The organism is Mesorhizobium sp. LNHC252B00 (assembly GCF_000502955.1).
In the GTDB taxonomy this organism is placed as follows: Bacteria; Pseudomonadota; Alphaproteobacteria; order Rhizobiales; family Rhizobiaceae; genus Mesorhizobium.
In genome coordinates this window covers 386,574-410,559 of sequence record NZ_AYWO01000005.1, presented here as the reverse complement: position 1 = coordinate 410,559, position 23,986 = coordinate 386,574, and the positions used below count along the sequence as shown (strand labels likewise).

Here is a 23,986-nt window from a genome sequence, read left to right as displayed (position 1 = left end):
GCCCAGCTTTAGGCGATATATACGCTACTTAGCATCTGGCGCAACCGACCGTTGAGCGTTATTGATTCGCCGGGACGTAACATGGGCTGCTGCAACGGAGAAACGCTATGCTCATCCACCGACTTGCCACTTTGACCGGCCTCGCCGTCGCGACCTTGTTTCTGGCCGCGCCCGCCAACGCACTGACGATGGCCGAGTGCAGCACGAAATACAACGCCGCCAAGGATGCCGGAACACTCGCCGGGGCGACCTGGAACCAGTTCCGCAAGGCCCAATGCGGCACCGACGCCGCGGCCAAGACCGACACCAAGGCAACCGAAACCAAAGCAACCGACACGAAGGCAGCCGACACCAAGAAAGCTGCCGACACCAGGAAGGCTGCCGAGACGAAGCCGGCCAAGGCAGCCGCTGCGGCCGAGGACAGCACGGCCAAGGGTCTGACGGCGAAGGAATGCAGCGCCAAGTACCAGGCGGCGAAGGCTGCCGGCACGCTGAACGGCATGAAGTGGAACGATTTCCGCAAGTCCGAATGCGCCGCCGGTGCATCGGCCGCCGCCAAGCCGGCAACCACCAAGGCTGCCGCGGCTCCCGCCGATACTAGCGGCAAAGGTCTGAGCATGGCCGAATGCAGTACGAAGTATCAGGCTGCCAAGACGGCCGATACGCTGAAAGGCATGAAGTGGAACGACTTCCGCAAGACCGAATGCGGCGCCAGCGCGTCCGATGACGACACCGTGCCGGCCGCCGACGAGGCGAGCTACACCAAAGAGCCGGCGAAGCCGACCACGGTTGCGCCCAAGGGCGTCACTTTCCCGTCCGCGATCTCGCCGAAATATACCAGCGAGACCCCAGGCAAGGGCCGCATGCATACTTGCCTCGACCAGTACTATGCCCTCAAGGACACCAACGCGCTTGGCGGCCTCAAGTGGATCCAGAAGGGCGGCGGCTTCTACAGCCTGTGCAACGCAAAGCTGAAGGGCTGAACGACAAAAATATCTGAAAGACAGGCCCGCGAACCGCAAGGTTCGCGGGCCTGTCTTTGTCAAATGCCGGGCACGCCATTCGCGCTCGTTTGGTGCCGCCCCTCATTGCCCTGCCGGGCATTTCTCCCCGTATAGTGACGTGGTGACGGGGAGAAAGTAGCTGACCGCGACGCCGGCGCCATCCTGGCAACGCAGGTGTGATTGGCGAAATCGCAGGAAGGCGGGGCCCTTCTGCCCGTCACTATGCCGGGAGAAGATGCCGGCAGGCAGATGAGTGGGGTCGCCGGCTTGGCCCGTCTTAAGCTAAGGCAGACGGGCAGCAAAGTCTCCAAACAAAAACGCCGCGGACCATGCCGCGGCGTCTCTAAATCATCTCTTGTCGAACTCAGCTTGACGGCTGCGGTTCCATTCCGCCTTCGGGCTCGGGGCCCTTCTTGCGCCGGCCGCCGGACTTCGGCACGGCCGAGCCACGGCTCGGCGGCGTGTCGTCGCCGAGGTCGCGTGAAGGCTTCTGCCCCGCGATCAATTGCTTGATCTCGTCGCCGGACAGGGTCTCGTACTCGAGCAGCCCTTGCGCCAGCGCGATCCATTCCTTCTTCTTCTTGGTCAGGATGGATTTCGCCGTGGAATAGGCCTCGTCGATCAGGCGGCGCACTTCGGCGTCGATGATCTGCGCGGTCTCTTCCGAGACGTTCTGCGTGCGCGCCACCGAATGGCCAAGGAACACTTCCTCCTGGTTGTCGCCATAGGCGACATGGCCGAGCTTGTCGGAAAAGCCCCAGCGCGTGACCATGGCTCGCGCCAGCTTGGTCGCCTGCTCGATGTCGGAGGAGGCGCCCGAGGTGATGTTTTCCTTGCCGAACTTGAACTCCTCGGCGACACGGCCACCCATCATGATGGCAAGGCGCGAGATCATGTATTTGTAGCTCATCGAATAGCGGTCACCCTCCGGCAACTGCATGACCATGCCGAGCGCGCGGCCGCGCGGGATGATGGTCGCCTTGTGCAGCGGGTCGGCCGACGGCACGTTGAGCGCCAGGATGGCGTGGCCGGCCTCGTGATAGGCGGTCAGCTCCTTCTCGGCCTGGGTCATCGCCGACGAGCGACGCTCGGCGCCCATCATGATCTTGTCCTTGGCGTCCTCGAACTCGGCCATGGTGACAAGGCGCTTGTTGCGCCGCGCCGCCATCAGGGCCGATTCGTTGACGAGGTTCATCAGATCGGCACCGGAGAAGCCGGGCGTGCCGCGAGCGACGACTTTGAGATCGACATTGGGCGCCAGCGGCACGTTGCGCACATGCACCTTCAGGATCTTTTCGCGGCCGACGATGTCGGGATTCGGCACCACGACCTGGCGGTCGAAGCGGCCCGGCCTGAGCAGCGCCGGGTCGAGCACGTCGGGCCGGTTGGTAGCGGCGATCAGGATGATGCTTTCGTTGGATTCGAAACCATCCATCTCGACCAGCAGCTGGTTCAGCGTCTGCTCGCGTTCGTCATTGCCGCCACCGAGACCGGCACCGCGATGGCGGCCGACGGCATCGATTTCGTCGATGAAGATGATGCAGGGCGCGTTCTTCTTGGCCTGGTCGAACATGTCGCGCACGCGGCTTGCGCCGACGCCGACGAACATCTCAACGAAGTCCGAACCGGAAATGGTGAAGAACGGCACATTGGCTTCGCCGGCAACCGAACGGGCAAGTAGCGTCTTACCGGTTCCCGGAGGGCCGACGAGCAGCACTCCGCGCGGGATCTTGCCGCCGAGCCGCTGGAACTTCTGCGGATCGCGCAGGAATTCGACGATCTCTTCCAGATCTTCCTTGGCTTCATCGACGCCGGCGACATCCTGGAAGGTGACCCGGCCATGCGCCTCGGTGAGCAGCTTGGCCTTCGACTTGCCGAAGCCCATGGCGCGCCCGGACCCGGACTGCATCTGGCGCATGAAGAATATCCAGACGCCGAGGATGAGGATCATCGGCAGCCATGAGATCAGGTAGCCGAACAGCGAATTGGAACCGTCACTCTCAGGCCGCGCGTTGATGGTGACGTTCTTGTCCTGCAGTCGCGAGACCAGCGATGGATCGCCGGGCGAATAGGTCTGGAAGCCGCTGGAATTGTCGGTGTAAGTGCCGCTGATACGAGCGCCGGCGATGGTCACCGTCTTGACCCGGCCCGCCGCGACATCCTGCAGGAACTGCGAATAAGGTACATCGCTGGAAGCCCCTCGCGTCTGCGGCGTCTGGAACAGATTGAACAGCGCTATGAGCAGGACCGCTATGATCGCCCAAAGCGCGAGGTTGCGATAATTCGGATTCATCAATTGTCCCGTTGGCATCCGCAGGGCGGACACACGTCGTGAGAGGAAACTTGCGCCTAACATAGGGAGAGCGCCTCCCCTTGCCAAGCATAACAGCATGTCTGGGTTAAGCTTTCGCCCTATCATCAACCGGCACTGTGGCCGCTGAAAGGCAGGGCGGGCAGCTTCGGCGCGCCAATCAGCCCGGCAACGGCACGCGCCGGCGCCAGATCGAAGGACGGCAGGAAGCGGGCAAAGGGTGCAACGACCGGCCGCACTTCAACTGTCGTGGACACCCTATCATGTTCAGACAAATCAAGGCATTCACCGGCCTGCCACAACGCCGGCTCGGCGGCGAGCGCGGCGCGCATCAGGCTCGGCGGGGCCTTTCCTTCACCAATGGCCAGCCGCTTCGCCGCTGCTGCGCCGAACGGGGCAATCAACAATGTGCCGCTGCCGTCGTTTAATGTGATATGCCGCCGGCCATCCCAGAGGGTTTCGTCGCTGGCGGCGGTGGCAGCGGGCAAGCCGCGCGCCTCGCGGCGGAGGAAGATGCCTGCGCGCCGGAAATCGACAACCGTCCGCGACAATGTGGCGCAAAGAAATCCCGCCTTCAGCCGACCCAACAGTGCCTCGCTACGCGTCTGATCCGGCAGGAAGTCCATCCCGCCGATGGTGGCCAAGAGAATGCGGAGCGCATAAACGGCTGCCCGATCGTCGGCTGCGCTCAACAAGTGAGGATCGAGACGAATGAGGCCCGTGACCTGATGGGTCGCGAAATCGTGGATCAGGCTTGCGGCGGCGAGGCCGAGTTGACTGCGCGCACGGCCCTCATGCGCGGCCAATGCCAGTGCGTCGTCGATGCGCCGCGCGCCGTTGCCGTCGGCAAGGGTTGCACGCATCCGTGGCCGCTCGAAAGCCTTGTCGGCATTGGTCGGGTCGTCGGCCCAGCCGATATTTTGACGCCGCAGGACGTCGCGTAATGCCGCGCGCCGCAACCCGAGGAGCGGCCGCACGATCCAACTGCGCCAGTCATACAAGGTGGCCGGCGCCATGCCGGCAAGCCCGCGGCCCGCGTCCTGGGCCAACCCTTCCTGGCGCGCTTGCCGCATAAGCACCGTCTCTGCCTGGTCGTCGGCGGTATGGCCGGTGAGGATCAGGCCGAGGCCTTCCGCTTGCGCCGCCTCGGCCAGCAGCCGGTAGCGCGCCTCACGCGCCGCCGCGGGCAGACCGGTCGAAGGCTTGGGGCCCGACCAGGTCAGGATGCGGTGTGAAATTCCGTATGTCGCGCAAAGCTTCGCCACCACTTGCGCTTCCACCGCTGAACCGGCCCGCAAATCGTGGTCGATCGTCACCGCCAGCAGCTTCGTCGCCGGCGCCATGCGGTCGAGATGGTGTTTGAGAAGGATGAGCAGGGCGGTCGAGTCGCTGCCGCCGGACACGGCCGCAACAGCGCCGCTGGTAAAATCGGTATGCGAAAAAATTCTGGTCGAAAGATCAGCCTCGGTGTCGACCATCAATGCATGTCACCTTAGGGTTGGTCCCGGTTCCGGGGCAACGACATGCGTGAAAAGGATCAGCACGCAGCCAGGGCTTTCTCCTGCTTGATGCGTTCTTTGAGCGCACCGGAAACGTCGGGGTAGCGCTTGCCTATTTCGCTGAAGGTGGCACAGGCCACATCATGCTGCTTGAGGCCGACCAGCGACACGCCGAGCTTCAGCAGCATGTCGGGAGCCTTTTTGGCCTTGGGGTAGTCCTTGCTGGCGGCAAGGAAAGTCTCCGCAGCGTCACGGTATTTCTGCTGGCCGAGCAGCGACTCGCCCAGCCAGTAATGCGCGTCCGCCGCCTTCGCATCCTTGGGGAAACGGGCGATGTGGTCGCGGAAACCCTGTTCGGCGGTGCCGTAATCGCCTGAGAGGATGAACTGGTAGGAGTTGCGGTAGAGCTCCTCAGGGTCGTTGGTGGCGGGCAATGCCGCGATCACCGTATCGGATTTGCCGGTCTTGGCCGGCGCGCCGGTGGCTGGCGCGGTATCCTGCGCAGGCGTGGTCGACTGAGTGTTGCCGCCGGCATCAACGACATTGCCGTTCTTGTCGACGGTGATGGTTCCGAAGGTCTTTTCAGGCGCTCCCGTACCGGGAATAACCTTGCCAGGGTCGCCATCGGGAGACTCGACGATGACGTCCTCGACCGTTTTGCCGCCTGCTGACTGGTTGTTGCCGGGCGCGGCAGGCGGCTGCGTTGCCGGGGCCGCTGCCACGTTGGTGTCGCTGCCGGTGGTGGCATCGGATTTCTTCTGTGCCGGCGGCTGTCCGCCTTGCGTGCCACCGCCTTCAAGCTGCTGGAAGCGGAATTCGTTGTCTTCCTGCTGCTTGCGGATCTGTTCCTGCATTTGCAGGACCTGGAAATTAAGTTCCTCGATCTTGCCGTTCATCTGCCGCAGCTGCTCTTCCACGCTGGTGACGGCGGCAGGATCGGACTGCACCATCTGAACCTGGTCCGGCTTTTTCTTTTGACCGAAAATGCCGGGCAGTTCGATGCTGGGCAGGTGGAAGGAAAAGCCGCTTTCGCTGGATTGCCCTGAGCCGTTCGCCCCGGGGCCGCTAGCCGAGGCGGTGACGCCTGATAGAAGCAGCAGCGCAAGCGTGCCGCTCAAAACCGATCTCAAATGCATGTGCCTCTCGCCGTGATTTCGTTAGCTTGTTCGCGCCTTCCAATCAGAATGGGACCAGCCAAGCGCCTTCGGCTCATAGCAGGAGCCGAGACTTCGGCCAAATTTTGTTTCCGACATCCGGATATGAAAAAGGCGGCCCGGAGGCCGCCTTTCGCATAGGTATGTTGCATTTTTACCGCTGTACGCCGCGCGTTCTTTTGACGCGCGACCGGCTGCACGCCGCCTCAGGAACCGGTGCCGCTGAGCGTGGTGACCGCACGGCGGTTCTGCGACCAGCAGGAGATGTCGTCGCACACCGCGACCGGACGTTCCTTGCCGTAGGAAATGGTCTTCAGACGGCTGGCCGAGACGCCCTTGGCGACGAGGAAGTCGCGGGTGGCGGCAGCGCGGCGGGCGCCGAGCGCCAGATTGTATTCACGCGTGCCGCGTTCGTCGGCATGGCCTTCGATGACGATAGCATACTGCTTGTACTGGTTAAGCCACTGTGCCTGGCGAGCCAGCGTCGTTTGCGCATCGGCACGGATCGAGGTCGAGTCCGTATCGAAGAAGATGCGGTCGCCGATATTGACGGTAAAGTCCTGCGCCGATCCGGGAGTTGCCGCGCCGGCGCCGTTGAGGCCAAGATCAGCCGCGTTGTTCGGCGTCTTCTTCGAGGCGCAACCGGCAATGGCGAGCATCGCCACCAGCGCGATCATGACTGGGTTTCTGGTAAGTGCTGCGATACGGCCCATGCCGCCTCTCCTTCGCATTTCGAGTGATTTCGTTGATCACCCAGTAACCACGTTTGGGTTAACCGGCATTCAAGAAACACGGTTAAAATTTGGTTTAGGCTGCCGTCCGCAACCTCTTTGTCCGTGGTCACAGTTGGCGCGGACCCTAGGCGGAAATGCGGCCAAAACGCGACGAGGTGATGGAAAAAAGGGGAATTGAAGAGCTGAGGAATTGATGAAATGACGAACCCCGTCGGGACAATTCACTTCAGCTTTTCTCTCAGATTGATCAGCATGCCGTGGACATGCGCATATGCTTGCAGCCACTCGTCGCATTGCGCTCGGCTGATGTATTCCAGATCGAACGCGTAAGATATCCACGTCTCCGCTTCGCTGCACGAGCCCATCGCCATCGAAACGAACCGTGCGAATTCCGGTCTGGAGTGTGTCTGCTTGGCAAATCCCTCAGCCAGATTGGCGCAGATTCCCTTGCTGGAACGACGCAACTGATCGGCCAAAGCGTATTGCTCAATCTTCGGGAAAGCGAGCGTAGCTTTATGTACGTCAAGAGAAACCGCATAAGCGCGCTTATAAACTTCTAGATCCTTCGCACGCTTAATATAATTCGCCGGTTTCTCCATCTTCGATTCTTCAATTCGTCATTTCTCCAATTCGCCTCTTACTCGAGCAGCGGCGACCAGGCTGGGTCCGAAGCGAAGTTCGTGGTCGGGATCGACTGCTCGTTGCGGCCGGTAAGATCGACCGACACAAGCTTGGGCCCGCCGGCGGAGTCGCGGAAGAACATCAGCACGCGGCCGTTCGGCGCCCAGGTCGGTCCCTCCTGCTGGAAGCCGGAGGACAGGATGCGCTCGCCGGAGCCATCGGTCTTCATGACGCCGATCTGGAATTCGCCACCGGTCTGCTTGGTAAAGGCGATGAGATCGCCGCGCGGCGACCATACAGGCGTCGAATAGACGCCGTCGCCAAACGAGATGCGGTTCTGGCCCGAGCCATCGGCGCCCATCACGTAGATCTGTGCACGGCCGCCGCGATCGGAGGTGAACACCACCTGGCTGCCGTCCGGCGAATAGGAGGGGGAGGTGTCGATGGCGGTCGAATTGGTCAACCGAGTCGTCGAGCGGCTGCGCAGATCCATGGCGAAGATGTTGGAATTGCCGTCGTCGCGCAGCAGGCTCATGATCACCTTCTGGCCGTCGGGCGAAAAGCGCGGCGCAAAAGTCATGCCGGGGAAATTTCCGACCAGTTCGCGCTGGCCGGTCTCGATCTGCAGCAGGTAGACCCGCGGCTGGCCGCTCTCATAGGACATGTAGGTGATTTCTTGCCGGTTCGGCGAGAAACGCGGCGTCAGCACGATCGACTTGCCATCCGAGAGATAGCGGATGTTGGCGCCGTCCTGGTCCATGATGGCGAGGCGTTTCTTGCGCGCGTTCTTGGCGCCGGATTCGTCGATGAAGACAACGCGTGTGTCGAAATAGCCTTTTTCGCCGGTCAGCCGCTCATAGATGGCGTCGGCGATGATGTGGGCGACACGCCGCTGATTGGCATCGTTGGCGAAGAACTGCTCGCCGGACATCTGCTGGCCGGCAAAGGTGTCCCAAAGCCGGTATTGGGCACGGATACGGCCGTCGGCTTCCTTGCTGACGCTGCCGGTGACCAGAGCCTGCGCGTTGATGACCTTCCAGTCATCGAAGCGCGGCGCTGCATCCGGGTTGGTGATCTTCTCGATAAAGGCGCTCTTGTCGATCGGCGCAAACAGCCCCGAACGCTTCAGGTCGGCGGTGACGATCTGCGAGATCTGCGCGCCAAGCGCATCGCCGCCCTGGAAGTCGGTGATGGCGATCGGCAGCGGCTCGACATTGCCCTTGTTGACGTTGAGCTCGACGAGCGCCAGCGCCGGCAACGTGCCCGCCGCGGTCATGCCCATCGCCATTGCTGCGACCATCAGGAGCGGCTTGAGGATTGATTTCATGTCTTCTCGCTTCTCGTACTGATTTTCGGATACTCGGGCCCTAGAGACCCAGCATCTCCCTAGGATCGAAGGTGACGCGGACGTCCGCCCAGATGTCCTGCTTGCCCGCGGGAACCTGCAGGCCGGTGACATCGCATTTTTGCACCGCGCGGACGGCGCTTTCGTCGAACTGACGACTTCCGCTCGACTTTTCGACGGCCGGTCGTCCGTCCAGCTTGCCGGAGGCATCCAGGTTGAACCGCACCACGACGACGAAATTCTCGGAACCTTCAAGGCCCGCGGGAAGGGTCCAGCAGCCGCCGAGCTGGCTTTCCAGGGCGCCCATTTCCGACCTGGAAAGCTTCTGGCCCTGATCCTTGTCGCCGCCGAGCGACGCCTGCTGCGTCGAGCGCTTGGCGCCGCCGCCGGATGGCTTCTGCTTGTCGAGGAGAGCGGAAATCTCGTCGGCGTTGAATTGCTTGTCGTCGGACTTCGGCTTCGACGAGGCCTCCTTGACCGGCTTGTCGGCATCCTTGCGGTCCGGCGCCTTGGCGCTTTCGGCCTGTGCCGGTTGCGGCTTCGGCCGGGCCTCCGGCGCGGGCGCCGAGTCGGGCAGTTGCGTCGCTTCGGCGGGCGGCTCCTGCGCTATGGCTTCAGCGACGGCATCCGGCTTGACCTCGGGCGTCGGATCGATGGCCGCTGTCTTGTCCTGCGGCGGCGGGGTCGGCGCCGGCTTGACCGGTGTTGGCTTGGGATCGACTTGCTTGACCGGCTCGGGCTTGACCTCTTCCTTGGGCGTCGGCGCCGGCGCCACTTCCGTTGCCGGCGTAGGCTTGGGCTTTTCCTGCGGCTTCGGCACGTCCTCGGGCTTCGGCTTCTCGATCGGGGTCGGCGCCGGCGGCGGAGCCGAGGTCATGTCGACGGGCTTGGGCTTGGCTTCTGGCGTTATCGGCTTGTCTGTATCGACGCTGTTTTCGCCCACCTTCTGCTCATCGGGAACGACGTCCGGGCGCTGGGTCGGCACCGGTGCCGGCTTTTCATGCATCACGGCCTTCTTGTCGCCCTGCAGCGTCTGCGCGATGGCTTCCATCGGCACGATATCGACCGCCACCGACTCGACATCGGAGGACGGGAGCGCGGCCGGCGCCGTCAGTGTGAACAGGCCGAAGGTCAGCGCCGCAGCATGCAAGATCACCGATGTGGTGAGGCCGGTCTTCATCTTCTTGTCTACTGATCCTGTTCCTGCAACGAAACGAGGCCGATGTTCTTGTAGCCGGCAGCCGAAATGCGGGCCATCACCTTCATCGCCGTGCCATAGTCGGTGGACTTGTCGCCACGGATGAAGATGCGCTCTTCATAGCCGGTCTTCGAGATCGCCTGCAGCTTGGCCACGAGTTCCTCGATCGGGATCTCGGTTTCCTGGAGGAATATCTGGCCGGCGGCGTTGATCGAGACGGTGATCGGCTGCGTGTCGGCATTCATCGCCTTGGCTTGCGTGTCCGGCAGGTCGATCGGCACGCCGACCGTCAGCATCGGTGCGGCGACCATGAAGATGATCAGCAGCACCAGCATCACGTCGACCATCGGCGTGACGTTGATCTCGGACATCAGTGCATGGTGACGGCCGCGCCGCCTGTGGCCGCGCCCGCCGCGTCCTCCCATGCCCATGGACATACCCATCTGCTACTCCTCAGGCCTTGGGGGCCACTTTTTCATCGATTTGGCGCGAGAGTATGGCGGAGAACTCGTCGGAGAACCCTTCCATGCGCACCGCTATCTTGCTCGCGTCCGACGACAGCTTGTTGTAGGCAATGACGGCGGGGATGGCGGCGAGCAGGCCAATGGCTGTCGCCAGCAGCGCTTCGGCAATGCCGGGCGCAACCACCGCGAGACTGGTATTCTTGGAACCGGCAATCGCCTGGAACGACGTCATGATGCCGATGACGGTGCCGAACAGGCCGATGAAGGGTGCCGCCGAGCCGGTTGTGGCGAGGAAGCCGAGGCGACCCTCCAGCTTTTCCATTTCGCGGGTCAGCGCCAGATCCATCGCTTTGTCGATGCGGGTCTGCAGCCCGAGTGGCGTTTTCGCGCCCTTCTCGAAGCTCTTCTTCCACTCGCGCATCGCAGCCACGAAAATGGCGCCCATGCCGGTGGTCTTGCGGTCGGCAAGCGTCCGGTAAAGCTCTTCGAGCGATTGCCCCGACCAGAACACCTGCTCGAACCGGTTGAGCGCCAGCCGCATGCGGGCGTAGGAAACCAGCTTGTCGACGATGATCGCCCAGGTCCAGACCGAAGCGCAGAGCAAGCCGATCATGACCAGCTTGACCACCCAGCTGGCCTGGCTGAACAGCGCCCAAATCGACAATTGCGCGCCCGGGTCGGCGAGTGCGATATTTTCCATCGTTACGTCCTTAAGATTTCCGGGCGAAGCTGGTGGCTGGCCCCTGGCATCCCTTGTGGTCGGTTCGCACGAAGCTACCGGAACAACCCCAATCTGTGCCGTTAGCGGCCTTTTCGGGGCAAATATTGGTGAAAGGAAGGCGCACGATCACGCCAATCTTCACCAATCTCTTCATGAACCGTTATGGTTAAGGATGGGTTAGTACATAAGGCGCGGCGCATTGCCACGCCCAGGGGGCAACGCGCAAGCCATGCCAAATTGATCGCAACGGGGCTAGTCGGCGGCGGCCTTGGGCATGAACGCCGCCACCCATTCCCTGGGAAAGCGTCTTGGCCGGCCATTCTCGCCAATGATCGCCGCCTCGACCTTGGCCTCCACCAGCACGTCGTCGCCGCGCTTGAGCTGCTGCGCCATGAAGATGCGCGCGCCGGAAATGTCCTCGGTGCTTGTGTCGACCGTCAGGATGTCGTCGATGCGGGCGGGGCCGCGAAAATCGATCTCCATGCGCCGCACCACCCAGACAATTCTTTCGCCATGCTTGCCGTCGGCAAGCTCGGTGTGATGCACGCCGGTGAGTCTCAGATAGTCGGAGCGGCCGCGTTCGAAGAATTCGAGATAGCGCGCATGATAGACGACACCCGAGAAATCGGTGTCGGCATAATAGACCCGCGCCATCAGCCGGTGGCCGAACGTCGTCAGCGCGCCGGAAAGTCCGGCCAGCAGCGGAGCCGAATCACCATGATCGCCCATTGCGCTTCCTTTTTCAGTCCCGACGAGGCACCTGTTCCTCGCGGGACATAGCATCGGATGGCACTGTTGACGGCGATGATCAAGACCTTGTCGGCGGCGTTGCTAGTGCTGGTGGCTTCGGTGCCGTCAGGCCGGGCAGCGGCCTTCTCGGAAAACTACTCTTCCTGGAACAGGTTGATCTGCTGCTGCGCCAGGTCCTTCGGCGCATCCAGGCCGAGATGACGCCAGGCATTGGCCGTCAGCATTCGGCCGCGCGGCGTGCGCTGGATGAAACCCTGCTGGATCAGATAGGGCTCGATGATGTCCTCGATGGCGTCGCGCGGCTCGGACAGGCCGGCGGCGATCGTCTCGATGCCGACCGGCCCGCCACCGAAATTGCGGGCGATCATCGACAGATAGCGGCGGTCGAGCGCATCTAGGCCGAGCGCGTCGACTTCCAGCCGGGTCAACGCCTCGTCGGCGATCTGCCGGTTGACATGACCATCGCCGGCGACCGAGGCGAAATCGCGCACGCGGCGCAGCAGCCTCCCGGCGATGCGTGGCGTGCCGCGCGCGCGCCGCGCGATCTCCAGCGCGCCATCGTCGCCGAGCGCCATCTGCAGGATGCGGGCGCCGCGACGCACGATCTGCTCCAGCTCCTCGACGGTGTAGAAATTGAGCCGCACCGGAATGCCGAAACGATCGCGCAGCGGATTGGTGAGCAGGCCGAGCCGCGTGGTGGCGGCGACCAGGGTGAAGCGCGCGAGGTCGATCTTGACCGAGCGCGCCGCCGGTCCTTCGCCGATGATCAGGTCGAGCTGGAAATCCTCCATCGCCGGGTAGAGGATCTCCTCCACCGCCGGGCTCAGGCGATGGATCTCGTCGATGAACAGCACATCGCCTTCTTCGAGATTGGTCAGCAGTGCCGCGAGATCGCCGGCCTTGGCGATGACCGGGCCGGAGGTCGAGCGGAAATTGACGCCGAGTTCGCGTGCCATGATCTGCGCCAGCGTCGTCTTGCCAAGGCCCGGCGGCCCGACGAACAGCACATGGTCGAGCGCTTCGTTGCGGCCCTTGGCGGCCTCGACGAACACCTTCAGATTGGCCCGCACCGCTGCCTGGCCGACGAAATCGTCGAGCGTCTGCGGCCGCAAGGTCTGCTCGGCATCCTCGCCGCGTTTTTCGGGCGCAATCAGTCGGGGCGACAGGCTCATGCGAGCAGTTCCATACTGGCAATGGATTTGGCGGCCCGCTGATCGAACGTGACTGTATGCGAGCAACCCAGATTTCGATTGTGCTCGGCGATCAATGCATCGGCAAAGTCCACCTGCGGCGAATTCGATCTTTCGAGCGCAACCACGATGGCATCGAAATCTTCGAACAACAGTGTCTTGATCTTCAACAGTCTCTGGATTGCCGCCTGCATCTGCTCTTTCGGTAGCCTATAGCGCGAAATCAACGACCAGCTGAATTCCACCAGCACGATCAAACTGACGAAGCCGGGAGCACCGGCGCTGAGGCCTTCGCCGAATGCGAGGGCCTTCACCCGCTGCTCTGCATCATCGTTCAGCACCATTCGAAGCAGAACGTTCGTATCAATGCCGATCGACGTCACTCGTCGCCCTCTCGTCCGCCTTGCGACCCGCCGCCGACAACATGCCTGCCAACGGCATCCCGCACCGCGAGGTCGATTTCTTCTAGTGACGCCGGACCGCCGGGCGGATCGCCCAGAAATCCGGCGAGGTCTGCAAAGTCGAGATTGCGCGGCGTTCCAATCAGATAGCCATCCATGACCGTCCAGGCGATCATGTCACCCGTTTTGAGTGACAACGCGTCCCGGACATCTTTTGGAATTGTAAGCTGACCCTTCGAGGTCAGACTGGCGTAAGCGCCCATTTTCTTACTTTCTAAGAAATCTCTTACCAATCATATGATAGCCGGATTTTTCTTTTCCACAACCATGTCACCGCGCCAGTTCCTTCAACCCGAAACGGATCAGCCTCGGCGCATCCGCATGCTCGCCCGCCGTCTTCAGCGCCGCCGCGACCGCGTTGGCCGCGGTGTCGCGCGAATAGCCGAGATTGACCAGTGCCGAGACGGCGTCGGCAATCGGCGCGGATGCCACGCCGTCGCCGAGCTCCTGCTTCAGGCCGATGGTCCCCGAAGCGGACCCGGCATAGGCCGGCGCCTTGTTCTTCAACTCGGTGACGATGCGCTCGGCCACCTTCTTGCCGACGCCCGGCGCGCGAGAAACCATGGCGATGTCGCGCAGCGCAATCGCATTGGCGAGATCCGCCGGCGCCAGCGTTGACAGGATAGCCAGTGCCACCTTGGCGCCGACGCCCGGTACATTGTTCATCAAGAGCCGGAACCATTCGCGCTCCAGCACCGACTGAAAGCCGTAGAGCCGCAGCATGTCCTCGCGCACATAGGTTTCGATGAACAGCACCACAGCTTCGCCGGGCGAAGGCAGCGCGGCCAGCGTGCGCGCCGAGCAATAGGCGACATAGCCGACGCCATGGATGTCGACGAGGCAATGATCCTCATCGATCTCGTCCAGCGTGCCCTTGAGCTTGCCGATCATGCCAGATCTTTCATGGAAGATAGGCCCCTCTTGGGTGCGTTTCCGGACAGATGATGTCGAGGTCGGGAAAGTACCTGCGATAACGGGCCGCGTCGCGTGTCAAAAGACGATGTCCTGCAACGGTCGCATGGGCGCCAATGAAGAAATCAGGCGAGGTTCTTTCCCGAACGCCGCTGGCCCGGCGATAGCGGGAATGCGTGACGCCTGCAAGGAAAGCCGCCTCCCAAGGCAGGAACTCGCGATCCATCTCGAGCATGTCGACTGCTTTTCGAAGTGCCGTCTCCGTCGCGATCAGCGGCGCGAGCTCGGACCAGACGATCGTGTTGACCACCAAGGCTCCGTCGCGGCGGCAGGAAGCAATCGCCCAGGCCGACCATCTTTTCAGCGGTCCGGGCGGTCCCCAGACGTCGATCAGGACATTGGTGTCAATCAACGTCGAGATCTTCACGCGGCCCCCTCAACCACTCCATATATTGATCGGTGGTCATGCCTCCCAGGTCCAACGTCCCATCCATCCGGTCAAGGACATCGCTGAACCTGCGCAACTTCTCCTCTTCGGAGATATTCTCGTTGACGGCAACCAGCCGAACGTCCCCGTCGGTGGCCACGAATTCCACCTCGGAGCCCGGGCCGATGCCCAGACGGTCCCTTATCGGCTTGGGGATCGTAACTTGCCCCTTGGTGGTCACGCGCATGGTAATACCTTTGCGGTATTACTTATCCGCACAGCGTGAACAAGTCAAGAACATAGCTGGCCGGCAAGCGCCATCCGGTACGCGATACTCTGCCGATGATGCGCATGGCAGATGGCAATGGCCAGCGCATCCGCGGCATGTTCGGTATCGAAGCTGGCTTTCGGCAACAGCACCTTCACCATCATGTGGATCTGCTTCTTGTCGCCATGACCAACGCCGATCACCGCCTTCTTGACGGCGTTGGGCGCATATTCGGCAACGACGAGCCCGGCACGCGCCGGCACCAGCATGGCGATGCCGCGCGCCTGGCCGAGCTTCAGCGTCGCCACGGCGTCCTTGTTGACGAAGGTCTGTTCGACGGCCGCCTCGTGCGGCATCGCGCGGTGCAGGATTTCGGCGAGCCCGTCATGCAATTGGCAGAGCCGCGTCGCCAGAGCCGCCTTGTCGTCGGACTTCACGGTGCCGGAAGCAATGAAGCGCAGCGAATTGCCGAGGCTTTCGACAATCCCCCAGCCGGTGCGCCGAAGCCCCGGATCGATACCGATAATGCGAATCGCTTCCCCCATGCGTCCAGTCTACCTCCGATGGACAGCGATGCCAGCGAAATGTGAACAAACCGGAAACAGAGGAGTGCCCGAGGTCTAAAGCGCGTCGCGTTTGAACGGATTCAGGCGACGCGCTTTAGGTTTTTGATGCGATGCATGTCGTTCTCCCAAAACCGGGGCCCACTTTTGGGCAACATGCATTAGCCTCTGGCGAAAGCTGTGTTGAGCAGGCTGATCTGGTCGGAAACCGGATTGGGGCGGCGAGCCGCTGGCTGCATGTCGGCCACTGCGCCGGAGCCATAGATTTCCTCGTCCATGCGGCGGACCAGTGCCTGCAGGCGCAGCGAGCGGGTGACGAGGTCGAGGAAATCCTCGGGCAGTTCGGCCCAGCCGGCGGCTTCGTCACGGGCGGAAGCGGTGTCGAGGCGCACCTTGGATTTTTCAGACGCGACCTGGTCGCGGGTCATCTCGCCGGAGTTGGCGGCGCGCTGCAAAAGCAGCCACGACGCAACCTGCATAAGCCTGGTGGTCAGCCGCATCGATTCGGCCGCGTAGAGGGTGGCCGCCAGCCTGGATAGTTTCTTCGCCTCGGCCCGGCCCTTGCCGTCGAGGTATTCGGCGGCCTGTTCGACGAGGCCCATACCTTCCTGGTAAAGCGGCTTGAAGGATTGCGAGAAAACCCGGCGTTCCGCCAGCTTGACGGTTTTCGCACTGCCCTTCGAAAGCTCGTTCATTGATACGCCCCTGCACTTGCAACCGGCTGATTCGGCTCCCTGCCGATACACCCGGAAACCCGTCTGACTGAAGCTTGAAAATGCGCTTCGTCACCGGTGAAGGCAAGCACATGTTTAACAGAAGGTTAACGTCGGTCCACTGGCCCCTGCCCCGAAAATGCGGACAAAAAAAAGAGCCGCGGATAAGGCGGCTCTCAGGAGTTTAACAGGGAGGCGTCAAACAAAGTGGCTCCAACCACTCGGTAAGAATCCAGATCACTGGATGCACATAGTAAACGCCTGTAAAGCTTAATGAAGCCTTAACGGCGCGGATGTTTTTTGACCGAACGCCGCAATCCTGTGCCGTAACAGTACAGCCTCACTGCCTCTGGTTCAGCTCAGGCCGTCTTCCAGACCGCCGGCAAAGCGATGAGGGCAAACAGCAATATGCCCGCATAGAACGCGATCGAGGAAATCCCGAGCAGCGGTTCTATCCCCGGATTGCCGGCGAGCAGGATGTAAAGGCCGATCATGAGCCCGATACCGCTGATGGCAGTCAGCCAGAAATGAACCTTGGCCAGGACCTTTTGCCCGACGGCCGGAAACAGATGGTAGAAAAAGGCGAAGACCGACGACATCAGCCATCCGGCGACCATCGTGTGGGCATGGGTTGGCATCTGGCCATGGTCTTCGCTGATCGCCATGTGGATACCGAGCGCCATGCCGCACAACGCATAGATAATGGCCAGCGTGAAGAAATTCCGTGCTACCCCTTGCATAATGTTCCCCTCGAAATGTCTTTCCCGTTTGCGGGAGTGGATTGATCGTCAAGCGACTGTTGTCGCCGCGGACTCCCGACGCTAGCGCACTATCAAGCATCGGCAATATTCCGGACGATATCGCGCCGACTCCCTCCCGACAATGCGTATATTAGCAGGAAATCAGATAGCGCGTTCACTATCTCAGCCGCTTCTTCATTGCGCTGAAACGAAGCCGGGCTTTAGGCGACATCGTTCCGAAACAGGCACCGCGCTAAACGCCCGCTCCTCTGACGGCCGGCGCAAATCACGCCGCCGCAAATCCGACCAGAACACTGAAGGAGCACATCATGGACTGGTATTCGATCGTCAAATTCCTTCACGTCATCTCGGCCGTTCTGTGGGTTGGTGGTGGCTTCGTGCTGTTCCTTCTCGGCGTGCTTGCCGAGCGGGCGGGCAACATCGAGGACAAGCTGCAGGCGATGCGCGCCAGCGGCCAACTGGGCGGCAGGTTTTTTGCGCCGATGTCGATGCTGACGCTGATCTTCGGCCTCATCATGTGCAGCTTCTGGGTCGGCTTCTCCGACCTGTGGATACTGATCGGCCTTGCCGGCTACGCCACGACCTTTTCGATCGGCATGCTCATCTTCAAGCCGACCGGCGAGCGCATCGGCGAGATGATCGCCAAGGAGGGCGTAACATCGGCTGTTCTTGCCATCGGTGACCGCATGATGCGCGCGGCACGCTTCGACTATGCGGTGATGCTGGTGATCATTGCCGACATGGTCCTCAAGCCGACTGCGCGTGACATCGGCGTCCTCGCCGGCATGGTGCTGGTCATCCTGGTTGGCGCGGCACTGGCCTTTGGCGGCAACCGTCGCCTCGTACCCAGCGCCGCCTGATCCCAGATAGAGAGGGCGGCAGCCGCCTCACCTATTTTACATCAGGCCAACAATGCCGTCCCACAGCAACTTCAGCGCCACGACCGCGACGGTTGCATAGGTGAAGGGATAGAAGATTTCGGGGCGCATCCGCCGCACCAGCCACGCCCCGGCTATGGTCGAGAGCGGCGCCAGCGGCATCAGCACCGCCGACGCCGTCAAATTGGCGGTGTCGAACTGGCCGAGCGCGAAATAGGGCACCAGCTTCAGCGCATTGGTGGCGGCAAAGAAGATCGCCGCCGTGCCCGACAGGACCTTGGGATCGAGGCGGATCGGCAAGGCATAGACCTGGAAGGGCGGGCCGCCGACATGGGCAACGAAGCTGGTGAAGCCCGCGACCGTACCCCAGGCGGCCGCAGCCACGCGGTTGGGCGCGGCCGCGTGACCGGCGCCATGGCGAAACTGCAGATAGAGCCAGCGCAGGACGAAGATTATGGCGACGGCACCGACGATCAGCCGCACTGCCCCTTCGGTGACCAATGCCGCCGTCAGCCAGCCAAGCCCTATGCCGATGACCGCTCCCGGCATCATGTCGGACAGCATCTTCCGGTCAAAGACACCCCACCATGTCCACACCGACACGATGTCCATCAGGCACAGGATTGGCAGCAGGATAGCGGCCGCCTGCACCGGGGGCATGGTCAGCGCCATCAGCGGCACGCCAACGAAACCGACGGCGCCGCCAAACCCGCCCTTGGACAGGCCGACCAGAATGACCGCCGGAATGGCAGCCGCATAGAACCACGGATCGAAAAGCAGGCCTGACATGGGAGGGAACTGGTCTGGAGGGAAAGCGTGTCGGTGCTTGAATAACCCAGAATCCGAGCTGAGCGACAGCAAATATCGGCATGGCTTGTGCACACTGCCATGGCAGGCACTGCCTATCGACTGGCCGAGACCAGCAGGAACATTGGCCGCTTGAGATCCTTCGATTCAGTCCTCTGAAAACCGGCCGTGACTAGTCCGTTCAGGATGCGTGCACGAGCTTTGCCCTGCCACGAGGCGCCGTTGCATCGAGCGGTGGAGGCCGGCGCCGGATCGGCTGCGCCTTGATGATGGCGGTGCTGGTCTCGGCCTTGTCGGCGATGCGGTCGAGAATCCCGTCGAGGTCGCCGATCGAGCGCACGAACAGCCGGGCGACGAAACAGTCATCGCCGGTCACCTTGTCGCATTCGCCGAATTCGGGGATTTCCTCGATCAGCTTCTGGACGATGTGCAGCTTGCCCGGCAGAGGCCGGATGCGCACGATCGCCTGCAACGCATAGCCAAGCGCCAGCGGATCGATCTCGACGGTGAACGCGCGGATGACACCGCGCTCCTCGAGCCGTCGAAGCCGCTCCGAAACGCTTGGCGATGACAGCCCGACCTGAGCGGCCAACTCCTTCAGCGAGGTCCGCGCATCCTTGACTAGGATTTCGAGGAGATTTCGGTCGAGATCATCAAGCATTTTACATTTCCCGCTGATTTGGAACCATGGCCTAATATAGTTAGGTCATTTATCAATATCTCCTTTCCTATCGGATAGAAAGCCGCGTCACCACATGAGATCATAACGGCTCAACTGATACGGAGGTTTGTTGTGAACGACACGGTGCGTGGCACGGTCGAAATGTCCGCCGCAATGGCGATCCTGGGAACGATCGGATGGTTCGTCGTGCTGTCCGGCCAGCCGATCATGGATGTGGTGTTCTGGCGCTGCGCGTTCGGCGCGCTGACGCTGCTCATCATCTGCGCCGGGCTGGGCTTGCTGCGCAACAGGCTGTCATTGCGTATCATCGGCATCGCCGCACTCGGCGGCGTCGCCATCGTCGTCAACTGGCTTTTGCTGTTCAGCGCTTTCTCCCGCGCGTCGATCTCGATCGCCACCGCTGTCTACAACACGCAGCCCTTCATGCTGGTCGGCTTCGGCGCGCTCTTCTTCGCCGAGCGGCTGACCCTGACCAAGCTGACCTGGCTGGCCATCGCCTTCGCCGGCATGGTGCTGATCGTGCAGGCCGCTCCTGATGCCGGACCCAGTGCCGACATGGCCGGCACGGACTATTTTACCGGCATCGTCATGGCGTTGGGAGCGGCTTTTTTCTGGGCCGTTGCCGCCATTGTCACCAAGAAGCTCAAGGGCACGCCGCCGCACTTGATCGCACTGATCCAGGTCTGCGTCGGCGTCGTTATGCTGGCTCCGTTCGCCAATTTTTCGCAGCTTCCGGCCGATGCATGGAGCTGGACCATGCTGGCGACGCTCGGCATCGTCCATACGGGCCTGATGTATATATTGATGTACGGCGCCATCCAGAAACTGCCGACGCATCTGCAGGGATCGCTATCCTTCATCTACCCGGTGGTCGCCATTCTGGTCGATGTCGTCGCCTTCGGCCATCGGCTGTATCTGAGCCAGATCGTCGGCGCCACCGCGATTCTGATCGCCGCTGCCGGCATGAATCTCGGCTGGAGGCTGTGGAAGGGCCAAACGCCCATCGCAAGTCCACACCCGGTTAAATGAAGCGGTCCGCCGGCGTCCGGCGGGCCCACATCGGTATCCCGGCTGCCCGCCTGTTCAAAGCGGGCACTTTGCTCTATGCCGCAATCCAACCATCTTCGCCCGGCATAGGCGAAACGCGGGATCCGAAGAACCATGAATGACGCAACGCCCCCCAATCGCTGTCGCATCGTGCTGATCGCGCCGCCCGGCGTGCCGGCCGCCCGTATCGCCGCGGCATTCGAAGGCGGCGACGTCGCGTCGCTGATCCTGCCCGAGAACGGCATGGACGAGGCCTCCTTCCAGGCTTTCGCCGAACAGGTCGTGCCCGCGGCGCAAGCCGCCGGTGCGGCGGTGATCATTGCCGGCGACACCCGTATAGCTGGCCGCGTCCAGGCCGACGGTATCCATGTCGAGGTCTCCAAGGCCGAACTGGCCGAGACGATCGAGCATTTCCAGGCAAAGATGATGGTCGGCACCGGCGGCGCCAAGACACGTGACGACGCGCTTGAGCTTGGCGAAACACGGCCCGATTACATCTTCTTCGGCCGCTTCGGTTACGACAACAAGCCAGAACCGCACCCGCGCAACCTGTCGCTCGGCAGATGGTGGGCGGATATGATCCAGATCCCGTGCATCGTCATGGCCGGATCCGACATTGCCTCGGTCGAAGCGGTGGGTGCCACAGGTGCCGAGTTCGTGGCGCTGTCGAGCGCCGTATTCGCGGACGGCACCGATCCCAAGACAGCCGTCGCCAGTGCCAACGCGCTGCTCGACGAAACCGCGCCGCGCTTCGAGGACTGACGTGCCCTGGGCGAGGCTCCCCCTCCAGGCTCTGCTTGCGGCGCTGATGGTTCAGGCAGCGGCCGCCGAGACCATCCTGCTGCCGCAGCCCAAACCCGATGTCGGCGCACACGCGAACAAGCCGATCGAACAGCCGCTGCCGCAGCCGGCCACCACGGCCGAACCGACGCCGCTGCCCTCCGCCGACGCTGTCAACCCCGACCGCTTCGGCGCAAAACCCGCCGATGCGGCCTATGGCGCCTTCCAGCGCGGGCTCTACAAGACGGCCTACAATCTGGCACTGGTCCGGGCGCAAAACGGCGATCCGGCGGCGCAGACCCTGGTCGCCGAGATCCTGTCGCGCGGGCTTGGTGTGCCGCTCAATTCGGCGGAGGCGGCGAAATGGTACGCGTTGGCCGCCGAGCAGGGTGTACCCGAAGCGCAGTTCCAGTACGCCCTGATGCTGCTCGACGGCCGCTACGTCAAGAAGGACGAAAAGGAGGCCTATGCGTTGATGCAGGCCGCCGCGGAAGCCGGCAACCGGCTGGCGCAGTTCAATTTCGCGCAGATGCTGGTCCAGCAGGACCCCGGCGACGCCGGCATGGCGAAGGCGGTCTCCTACTATGAGCGCGCCGCCGCTACGGGCCTTGCCGACGCGCAGTATGCGATGTCGCAGATCTACGCCAATGGCGTCGGCGGCAGGCCGCGTGACGATGTGCAGGCAAGGCGCCTGCTGGCGCAGGCGGCACAACAGAACTACGACACCGCGCAGATCGATCTCGCCGCCTGGATGATCGAAGGCCGCGGCGGTGCGCGCGACCTGAAATCCGCCTTCGGCTGGACGAAGCAGGCGGCGGAAGGCGGCAATGTCGCCGCTCAGAATCGCCTGGCCAAGCTCTATATGCAAGGCATCGGCACCGATCCGGATCTCGTCCTTGCCGGCGCCTGGTACATCGTCGCCCGCCGCGCCGGCCTCATCGATCCGCAGATGGACGATTTCCTGCAGGGGCTGAGCGACGGCGAGACCAAGCAGGCCCTGCAGAAGGCGAACCGCCTGCCGTAGCGGCCTCTCCAACCCGACCCCGACTTGGCGCTCCCTTGCCTCTTCTGGCATTTTGTGGTCTTGGGAGCCCGAAATCGCTTTCGCAGCGACCATCCCATACCACGGCCTGGCCGTTGGTAGCATCCCGGATCACCTCATTATGGCCAAGATCAATGGCAACGAAATCCGTCCCGGCTATGTCATCGAGCATGATGGCGGCCTTTGGGTGGCGGTCAGGACCAACACCGTCAAGCCCGGCAAGGGCGGCGCCTACAACCAGGTCGAACTGAAGAACCTCATCAACGGCACCAAGCTCAATGAGCGCTTCCGCTCGGCCGAGACGGTCGAGCAGATCCGGCTCGACCTGAAGGACTTTTCCTTCCTCTACGCGCAGGAAGACGCGCTGGTGTTCATGGACACCCAAAGTTACGAGCAGCTCGAACTGAACAAGGACTTCGTCGGCGATCGCGCCGCCTTCCTGCAGGACGGCATGATGGTGACGGTCCAGCTCTACGAAGAGCGGCCGATCGGCATTTCGCTGCCCGACTATGTGACGCTGACCATCACCGAGGCGGACCCGGTGGTGAAGGGTCAGACGGCGGCCTCATCCTACAAGCCCGCGATCCTGGATAACGGCATCCGCGTGCTGGTGCCGCCATTCATCGGCGCCGGCGAGCGCATCATCGTCGACACCAACGAAATCACTTACGTGCGCCGCGCCGACTGATGCATGTCGCGCAGGTGGCCCCGGTTTTGGGTCACCGACATGCATCAAGACAGTGTCTAAAGCGAAGCACCAGGAAGAACCACTATGGCACGCTCAGCCCTCCTCAACGTCATGGTCCAGGCCGCAATGAAGGCCGGCCGCTCGCTATCGCGCGACTTCGGCGAGGTGCAGAACCTGCAGGTCTCGATGAAAGGCCCCGGCGACTATGTCAGTCAGGCCGACCGTAAGGCCGAGGACATCGTCTTTGCCGAACTGTCCAAGGCAAGGCCGGGCTATGCCTTCCTGATGGAAGAGCGTGGCGCGGTCGAGGGTGACGACAGCCAGCATCGCTGGATCGTCGACCCGCTCGACGGCACCACCAATTTCCTGCACGGCATCCCGCTCTTTGCCGTTTCGATCGCGTTGGAACGCCAGGGACAGATCGTTGCCGGCGTCATCTACAATCCGGCGATGGACGAGCTCTACACCTGCGAACGCGGCGGCGGCGCTTTCATGAACGACCGCCGCTTGCGCGTCGCCGGACGCATCAAACTGGTCGACACGGTGATCGGCTGCGGCATGCCGCATCTCGGCCGTGGCCATCACGGCAATTTCCTCGTCGAGCTGCGCAATGTCATGGCCGAAGTCTCCGGCGTCCGCCGCATGGGCTCCGCCTCGCTCGACCTTGCCTATGTCGCCGCCGGCCGCATGGACGGGTTCTGGGAAACGGGCCTGTCCGCCTGGGACATCGCCGCCGGGCTGCTTTTGATCCGCGAGGCGGGCGGCTTCGTCTCCGACATGGATGGCGGCCAGGACATGCTCGACAACGGCTCGGTTGTCGCCGGCAACGAGGTCATCCAGCGAGCCCTGCTGAAGGCCGTGAAGAAGCCGCTCTCTTCTCGTTGACAGGAAAGCCGCGTTGAAGGCATGCCGTGCTGAAGCGCCGCAGTCGTAAAACCGCAAACAAGACTTGAAATACTGCCCTGC

Annotated in this window: 28 protein-coding genes; 7 read left to right on the top strand and 21 right to left on the bottom strand. The window is 62.4% G+C overall.

The features are described 5' to 3' along the window. Positions 1-107 precede the first annotated feature (107 nt). Entirely contained in the window at positions 108-983 is an 876-nt protein-coding gene (locus tag X744_RS159550) for a hypothetical protein (RefSeq protein ID WP_023758660.1), read from the top strand. A gap of 385 nt (positions 984-1,368) precedes the next feature. Here X744_RS159550 and ftsH read toward each other — a convergent pair whose 3' ends face one another. The 19 genes from ftsH to X744_RS159640 all read right to left on the bottom strand — a co-directional run bounded on the left by ftsH (position 1,369) and on the right by X744_RS159640 (position 17,075). Continuing rightward, complete coding sequence (ftsH, locus tag X744_RS159555) at positions 1,369-3,297, bottom strand: ATP-dependent zinc metalloprotease FtsH (protein ID WP_023758659.1); 1,929 nt, start codon at positions 3,295-3,297, stop codon at positions 1,369-1,371. A 125-nt stretch (positions 3,298-3,422) separates the two neighbouring features. Next, a complete protein-coding gene (gene tilS, locus X744_RS159560; protein WP_023758658.1) occupies positions 3,423-4,793 on the bottom strand; it encodes a tRNA lysidine(34) synthetase TilS in 1,371 nt (456 codons plus the stop codon). Positions 4,794-4,852: 59 nt separating this feature from the next. Then, complete coding sequence (gene ybgF / locus X744_RS159565; RefSeq protein ID WP_023758657.1) at positions 4,853-5,950, bottom strand: tol-pal system protein YbgF; 1,098 nt, start codon at positions 5,948-5,950, stop codon at positions 4,853-4,855. Between the two features lie 224 nt (positions 5,951-6,174). Further along, positions 6,175-6,681, bottom strand: coding sequence for a peptidoglycan-associated lipoprotein Pal (gene pal, locus X744_RS159570; protein ID WP_023758656.1), 507 nt, complete (start codon positions 6,679-6,681; stop codon positions 6,175-6,177). A 242-nt stretch (positions 6,682-6,923) separates the two neighbouring features. Next, complete coding sequence (locus X744_RS20340) at positions 6,924-7,301, bottom strand: four helix bundle protein (protein ID WP_023758655.1); 378 nt, start codon at positions 7,299-7,301, stop codon at positions 6,924-6,926. A gap of 38 nt (positions 7,302-7,339) precedes the next feature. Then, complete coding sequence (gene tolB, locus X744_RS159575) at positions 7,340-8,650, bottom strand: Tol-Pal system beta propeller repeat protein TolB (protein WP_023758654.1); 1,311 nt, start codon at positions 8,648-8,650, stop codon at positions 7,340-7,342. Positions 8,651-8,690: 40 nt separating this feature from the next. Next, positions 8,691-9,848: a TonB family protein gene (locus tag X744_RS159580; protein ID WP_023758653.1), complete on the bottom strand. Its 1,158-nt coding sequence runs from the start codon at positions 9,846-9,848 to the stop codon at positions 8,691-8,693. Positions 9,849-9,856: 8 nt separating this feature from the next. Beyond that, positions 9,857-10,309, bottom strand: a complete 453-nt coding sequence (tolR, locus tag X744_RS159585; protein ID WP_023758652.1) for a protein TolR — start codon at positions 10,307-10,309, stop codon at positions 9,857-9,859. A 10-nt stretch (positions 10,310-10,319) separates the two neighbouring features. After that, on the bottom strand, positions 10,320-11,030 hold the full coding sequence (tolQ, locus tag X744_RS159590; protein ID WP_023758651.1) for a protein TolQ: 711 nt from the start codon (positions 11,028-11,030) through the stop codon (positions 10,320-10,322). 273 nt (positions 11,031-11,303) lie between these two features. Beyond that, positions 11,304-11,780, bottom strand: coding sequence for a tol-pal system-associated acyl-CoA thioesterase (ybgC, locus tag X744_RS159595; RefSeq protein ID WP_023758650.1), 477 nt, complete (start codon positions 11,778-11,780; stop codon positions 11,304-11,306). A 155-nt stretch (positions 11,781-11,935) separates the two neighbouring features. Further along, on the bottom strand, positions 11,936-12,973 hold the full coding sequence (ruvB, locus tag X744_RS159600) for a Holliday junction branch migration DNA helicase RuvB (protein ID WP_023758649.1): 1,038 nt from the start codon (positions 12,971-12,973) through the stop codon (positions 11,936-11,938). Continuing rightward, a complete protein-coding gene (locus X744_RS159605; RefSeq protein WP_050589510.1) occupies positions 12,970-13,374 on the bottom strand; it encodes a type II toxin-antitoxin system VapC family toxin in 405 nt (134 codons plus the stop codon). Before X744_RS159605 ends, ruvB begins: the two co-directional genes overlap by 4 nt. Further along, entirely contained in the window at positions 13,371-13,655 is a 285-nt protein-coding gene (locus tag X744_RS159610) for an AbrB/MazE/SpoVT family DNA-binding domain-containing protein (protein WP_023758647.1), read from the bottom strand. The genes X744_RS159605 and X744_RS159610 overlap by 4 nt, the downstream gene beginning before the upstream one ends. Positions 13,656-13,722: 67 nt before the next feature. Next, complete coding sequence (gene ruvA, locus X744_RS159615; RefSeq protein ID WP_023758646.1) at positions 13,723-14,343, bottom strand: Holliday junction branch migration protein RuvA; 621 nt, start codon at positions 14,341-14,343, stop codon at positions 13,723-13,725. Between the two features lie 10 nt (positions 14,344-14,353). After that, positions 14,354-14,791, bottom strand: a complete 438-nt coding sequence (locus X744_RS159620; protein ID WP_023758645.1) for a type II toxin-antitoxin system VapC family toxin — start codon at positions 14,789-14,791, stop codon at positions 14,354-14,356. Further along, the gene (locus tag X744_RS159625; RefSeq protein ID WP_023758644.1) at positions 14,769-15,038 is read right to left on the bottom strand and encodes an AbrB/MazE/SpoVT family DNA-binding domain-containing protein; all 270 of its coding nucleotides are present in this window, start codon (positions 15,036-15,038) and stop codon (positions 14,769-14,771) included. The genes X744_RS159620 and X744_RS159625 overlap by 23 nt, the downstream gene beginning before the upstream one ends. A 44-nt stretch (positions 15,039-15,082) precedes the next feature. Then, positions 15,083-15,604, bottom strand: coding sequence for a crossover junction endodeoxyribonuclease RuvC (gene ruvC, locus X744_RS159630; RefSeq protein WP_023758643.1), 522 nt, complete (start codon positions 15,602-15,604; stop codon positions 15,083-15,085). A gap of 179 nt (positions 15,605-15,783) precedes the next feature. Next, positions 15,784-16,317, bottom strand: a complete 534-nt coding sequence (locus X744_RS159635; protein WP_023758642.1) for a DUF1465 family protein — start codon at positions 16,315-16,317, stop codon at positions 15,784-15,786. Positions 16,318-16,694: 377 nt separating this feature from the next. Further along, positions 16,695-17,075 carry a hypothetical protein gene (locus tag X744_RS159640; protein ID WP_023758641.1) on the bottom strand — a complete coding sequence of 127 codons (381 nt, stop codon included), beginning with the start codon at positions 17,073-17,075 and terminating at the stop codon, positions 16,695-16,697. Between the two features lie 329 nt (positions 17,076-17,404). On the opposite strand from X744_RS159640, the gene X744_RS159645 reads away from it, so the two are divergent. Further along, entirely contained in the window at positions 17,405-17,956 is a 552-nt protein-coding gene (locus X744_RS159645) for a DUF2269 family protein (RefSeq protein ID WP_023758640.1), read from the top strand. A 36-nt stretch (positions 17,957-17,992) separates the two neighbouring features. Here X744_RS159645 and X744_RS159650 read toward each other — a convergent pair whose 3' ends face one another. Together X744_RS159650 and X744_RS159655 are read right to left on the bottom strand one after the other, a co-directional pair. Continuing rightward, positions 17,993-18,763, bottom strand: coding sequence for a sulfite exporter TauE/SafE family protein (locus X744_RS159650; RefSeq protein ID WP_023758639.1), 771 nt, complete (start codon positions 18,761-18,763; stop codon positions 17,993-17,995). A gap of 199 nt (positions 18,764-18,962) precedes the next feature. Further along, entirely contained in the window at positions 18,963-19,442 is a 480-nt protein-coding gene (locus X744_RS159655; protein WP_023758638.1) for an Lrp/AsnC family transcriptional regulator, read from the bottom strand. 132 nt (positions 19,443-19,574) lie between these two features. Between X744_RS159655 and X744_RS159660 the strand changes: the two genes are divergently transcribed. The 5 genes from X744_RS159660 (at position 19,575) to X744_RS159680 (ending at position 23,905) form a co-directional block, all read left to right on the top strand. Continuing rightward, positions 19,575-20,492: a DMT family transporter gene (locus tag X744_RS159660; RefSeq protein ID WP_023758637.1), complete on the top strand. Its 918-nt coding sequence runs from the start codon at positions 19,575-19,577 to the stop codon at positions 20,490-20,492. 132 nt (positions 20,493-20,624) lie between these two features. Continuing rightward, the gene (locus X744_RS159665; protein ID WP_023758635.1) at positions 20,625-21,272 is read left to right on the top strand and encodes a thiamine phosphate synthase; all 648 of its coding nucleotides are present in this window, start codon (positions 20,625-20,627) and stop codon (positions 21,270-21,272) included. Position 21,273: 1 nt separating this feature from the next. Further along, positions 21,274-22,314, top strand: coding sequence for a tetratricopeptide repeat protein (locus X744_RS159670; protein WP_023758634.1), 1,041 nt, complete (start codon positions 21,274-21,276; stop codon positions 22,312-22,314). 139 nt (positions 22,315-22,453) lie between these two features. Next, positions 22,454-23,020 carry an elongation factor P gene (efp, locus tag X744_RS159675; RefSeq protein WP_023758633.1) on the top strand — a complete coding sequence of 189 codons (567 nt, stop codon included), beginning with the start codon at positions 22,454-22,456 and terminating at the stop codon, positions 23,018-23,020. A gap of 84 nt (positions 23,021-23,104) precedes the next feature. After that, positions 23,105-23,905, top strand: a complete 801-nt coding sequence (locus X744_RS159680; protein ID WP_023758632.1) for an inositol monophosphatase family protein — start codon at positions 23,105-23,107, stop codon at positions 23,903-23,905. Positions 23,906-23,986 lie beyond the last annotated feature (81 nt).

What these genes read in the sequence shown, in the direction of transcription:
- X744_RS159550 (WP_023758660.1), top strand. Translation starts at nt 108, where the DNA reads ATGCTCATCCACCGACTTGCCACTTTGACCGGCCTCGCCGTCGCGACC.
- ftsH (WP_023758659.1), bottom strand. Translation starts at nt 3,297, where the DNA reads ATGAATCCGAATTATCGCAACCTCGCGCTTTGGGCGATCATAGCGGTC.
- tilS (WP_023758658.1), bottom strand. Translation starts at nt 4,793, where the DNA reads ATGGTCGACACCGAGGCTGATCTTTCGACCAGAATTTTTTCGCATACC.
- ybgF (WP_023758657.1), bottom strand. Translation starts at nt 5,950, where the DNA reads ATGCATTTGAGATCGGTTTTGAGCGGCACGCTTGCGCTGCTGCTTCTA.
- pal (WP_023758656.1), bottom strand. Translation starts at nt 6,681, where the DNA reads ATGGGCCGTATCGCAGCACTTACCAGAAACCCAGTCATGATCGCGCTG.
- X744_RS20340 (WP_023758655.1), bottom strand. Translation starts at nt 7,301, where the DNA reads ATGGAGAAACCGGCGAATTATATTAAGCGTGCGAAGGATCTAGAAGTT.
- tolB (WP_023758654.1), bottom strand. Translation starts at nt 8,650, where the DNA reads ATGAAATCAATCCTCAAGCCGCTCCTGATGGTCGCAGCAATGGCGATG.
- X744_RS159580 (WP_023758653.1), bottom strand. Translation starts at nt 9,848, where the DNA reads ATGAAGACCGGCCTCACCACATCGGTGATCTTGCATGCTGCGGCGCTG.
- tolR (WP_023758652.1), bottom strand. Translation starts at nt 10,309, where the DNA reads ATGGGTATGTCCATGGGCATGGGAGGACGCGGCGGGCGCGGCCACAGG.
- tolQ (WP_023758651.1), bottom strand. Translation starts at nt 11,030, where the DNA reads ATGGAAAATATCGCACTCGCCGACCCGGGCGCGCAATTGTCGATTTGG.
- ybgC (WP_023758650.1), bottom strand. Translation starts at nt 11,780, where the DNA reads ATGGGCGATCATGGTGATTCGGCTCCGCTGCTGGCCGGACTTTCCGGC.
- ruvB (WP_023758649.1), bottom strand. Translation starts at nt 12,973, where the DNA reads ATGAGCCTGTCGCCCCGACTGATTGCGCCCGAAAAACGCGGCGAGGAT.
- X744_RS159610 (WP_023758647.1), bottom strand. Translation starts at nt 13,655, where the DNA reads ATGGGCGCTTACGCCAGTCTGACCTCGAAGGGTCAGCTTACAATTCCA.
- ruvA (WP_023758646.1), bottom strand. Translation starts at nt 14,343, where the DNA reads ATGATCGGCAAGCTCAAGGGCACGCTGGACGAGATCGATGAGGATCAT.
- X744_RS159625 (WP_023758644.1), bottom strand. Translation starts at nt 15,038, where the DNA reads ATGCGCGTGACCACCAAGGGGCAAGTTACGATCCCCAAGCCGATAAGG.
- ruvC (WP_023758643.1), bottom strand. Translation starts at nt 15,604, where the DNA reads ATGGGGGAAGCGATTCGCATTATCGGTATCGATCCGGGGCTTCGGCGC.
- X744_RS159635 (WP_023758642.1), bottom strand. Translation starts at nt 16,317, where the DNA reads ATGAACGAGCTTTCGAAGGGCAGTGCGAAAACCGTCAAGCTGGCGGAA.
- X744_RS159640 (WP_023758641.1), bottom strand. Translation starts at nt 17,075, where the DNA reads ATGCAAGGGGTAGCACGGAATTTCTTCACGCTGGCCATTATCTATGCG.
- X744_RS159645 (WP_023758640.1), top strand. Translation starts at nt 17,405, where the DNA reads ATGGACTGGTATTCGATCGTCAAATTCCTTCACGTCATCTCGGCCGTT.
- X744_RS159650 (WP_023758639.1), bottom strand. Translation starts at nt 18,763, where the DNA reads ATGTCAGGCCTGCTTTTCGATCCGTGGTTCTATGCGGCTGCCATTCCG.
- X744_RS159655 (WP_023758638.1), bottom strand. Translation starts at nt 19,442, where the DNA reads ATGCTTGATGATCTCGACCGAAATCTCCTCGAAATCCTAGTCAAGGAT.
- X744_RS159665 (WP_023758635.1), top strand. Translation starts at nt 20,625, where the DNA reads ATGAATGACGCAACGCCCCCCAATCGCTGTCGCATCGTGCTGATCGCG.
- efp (WP_023758633.1), top strand. Translation starts at nt 22,454, where the DNA reads ATGGCCAAGATCAATGGCAACGAAATCCGTCCCGGCTATGTCATCGAG.
- X744_RS159680 (WP_023758632.1), top strand. Translation starts at nt 23,105, where the DNA reads ATGGCACGCTCAGCCCTCCTCAACGTCATGGTCCAGGCCGCAATGAAG.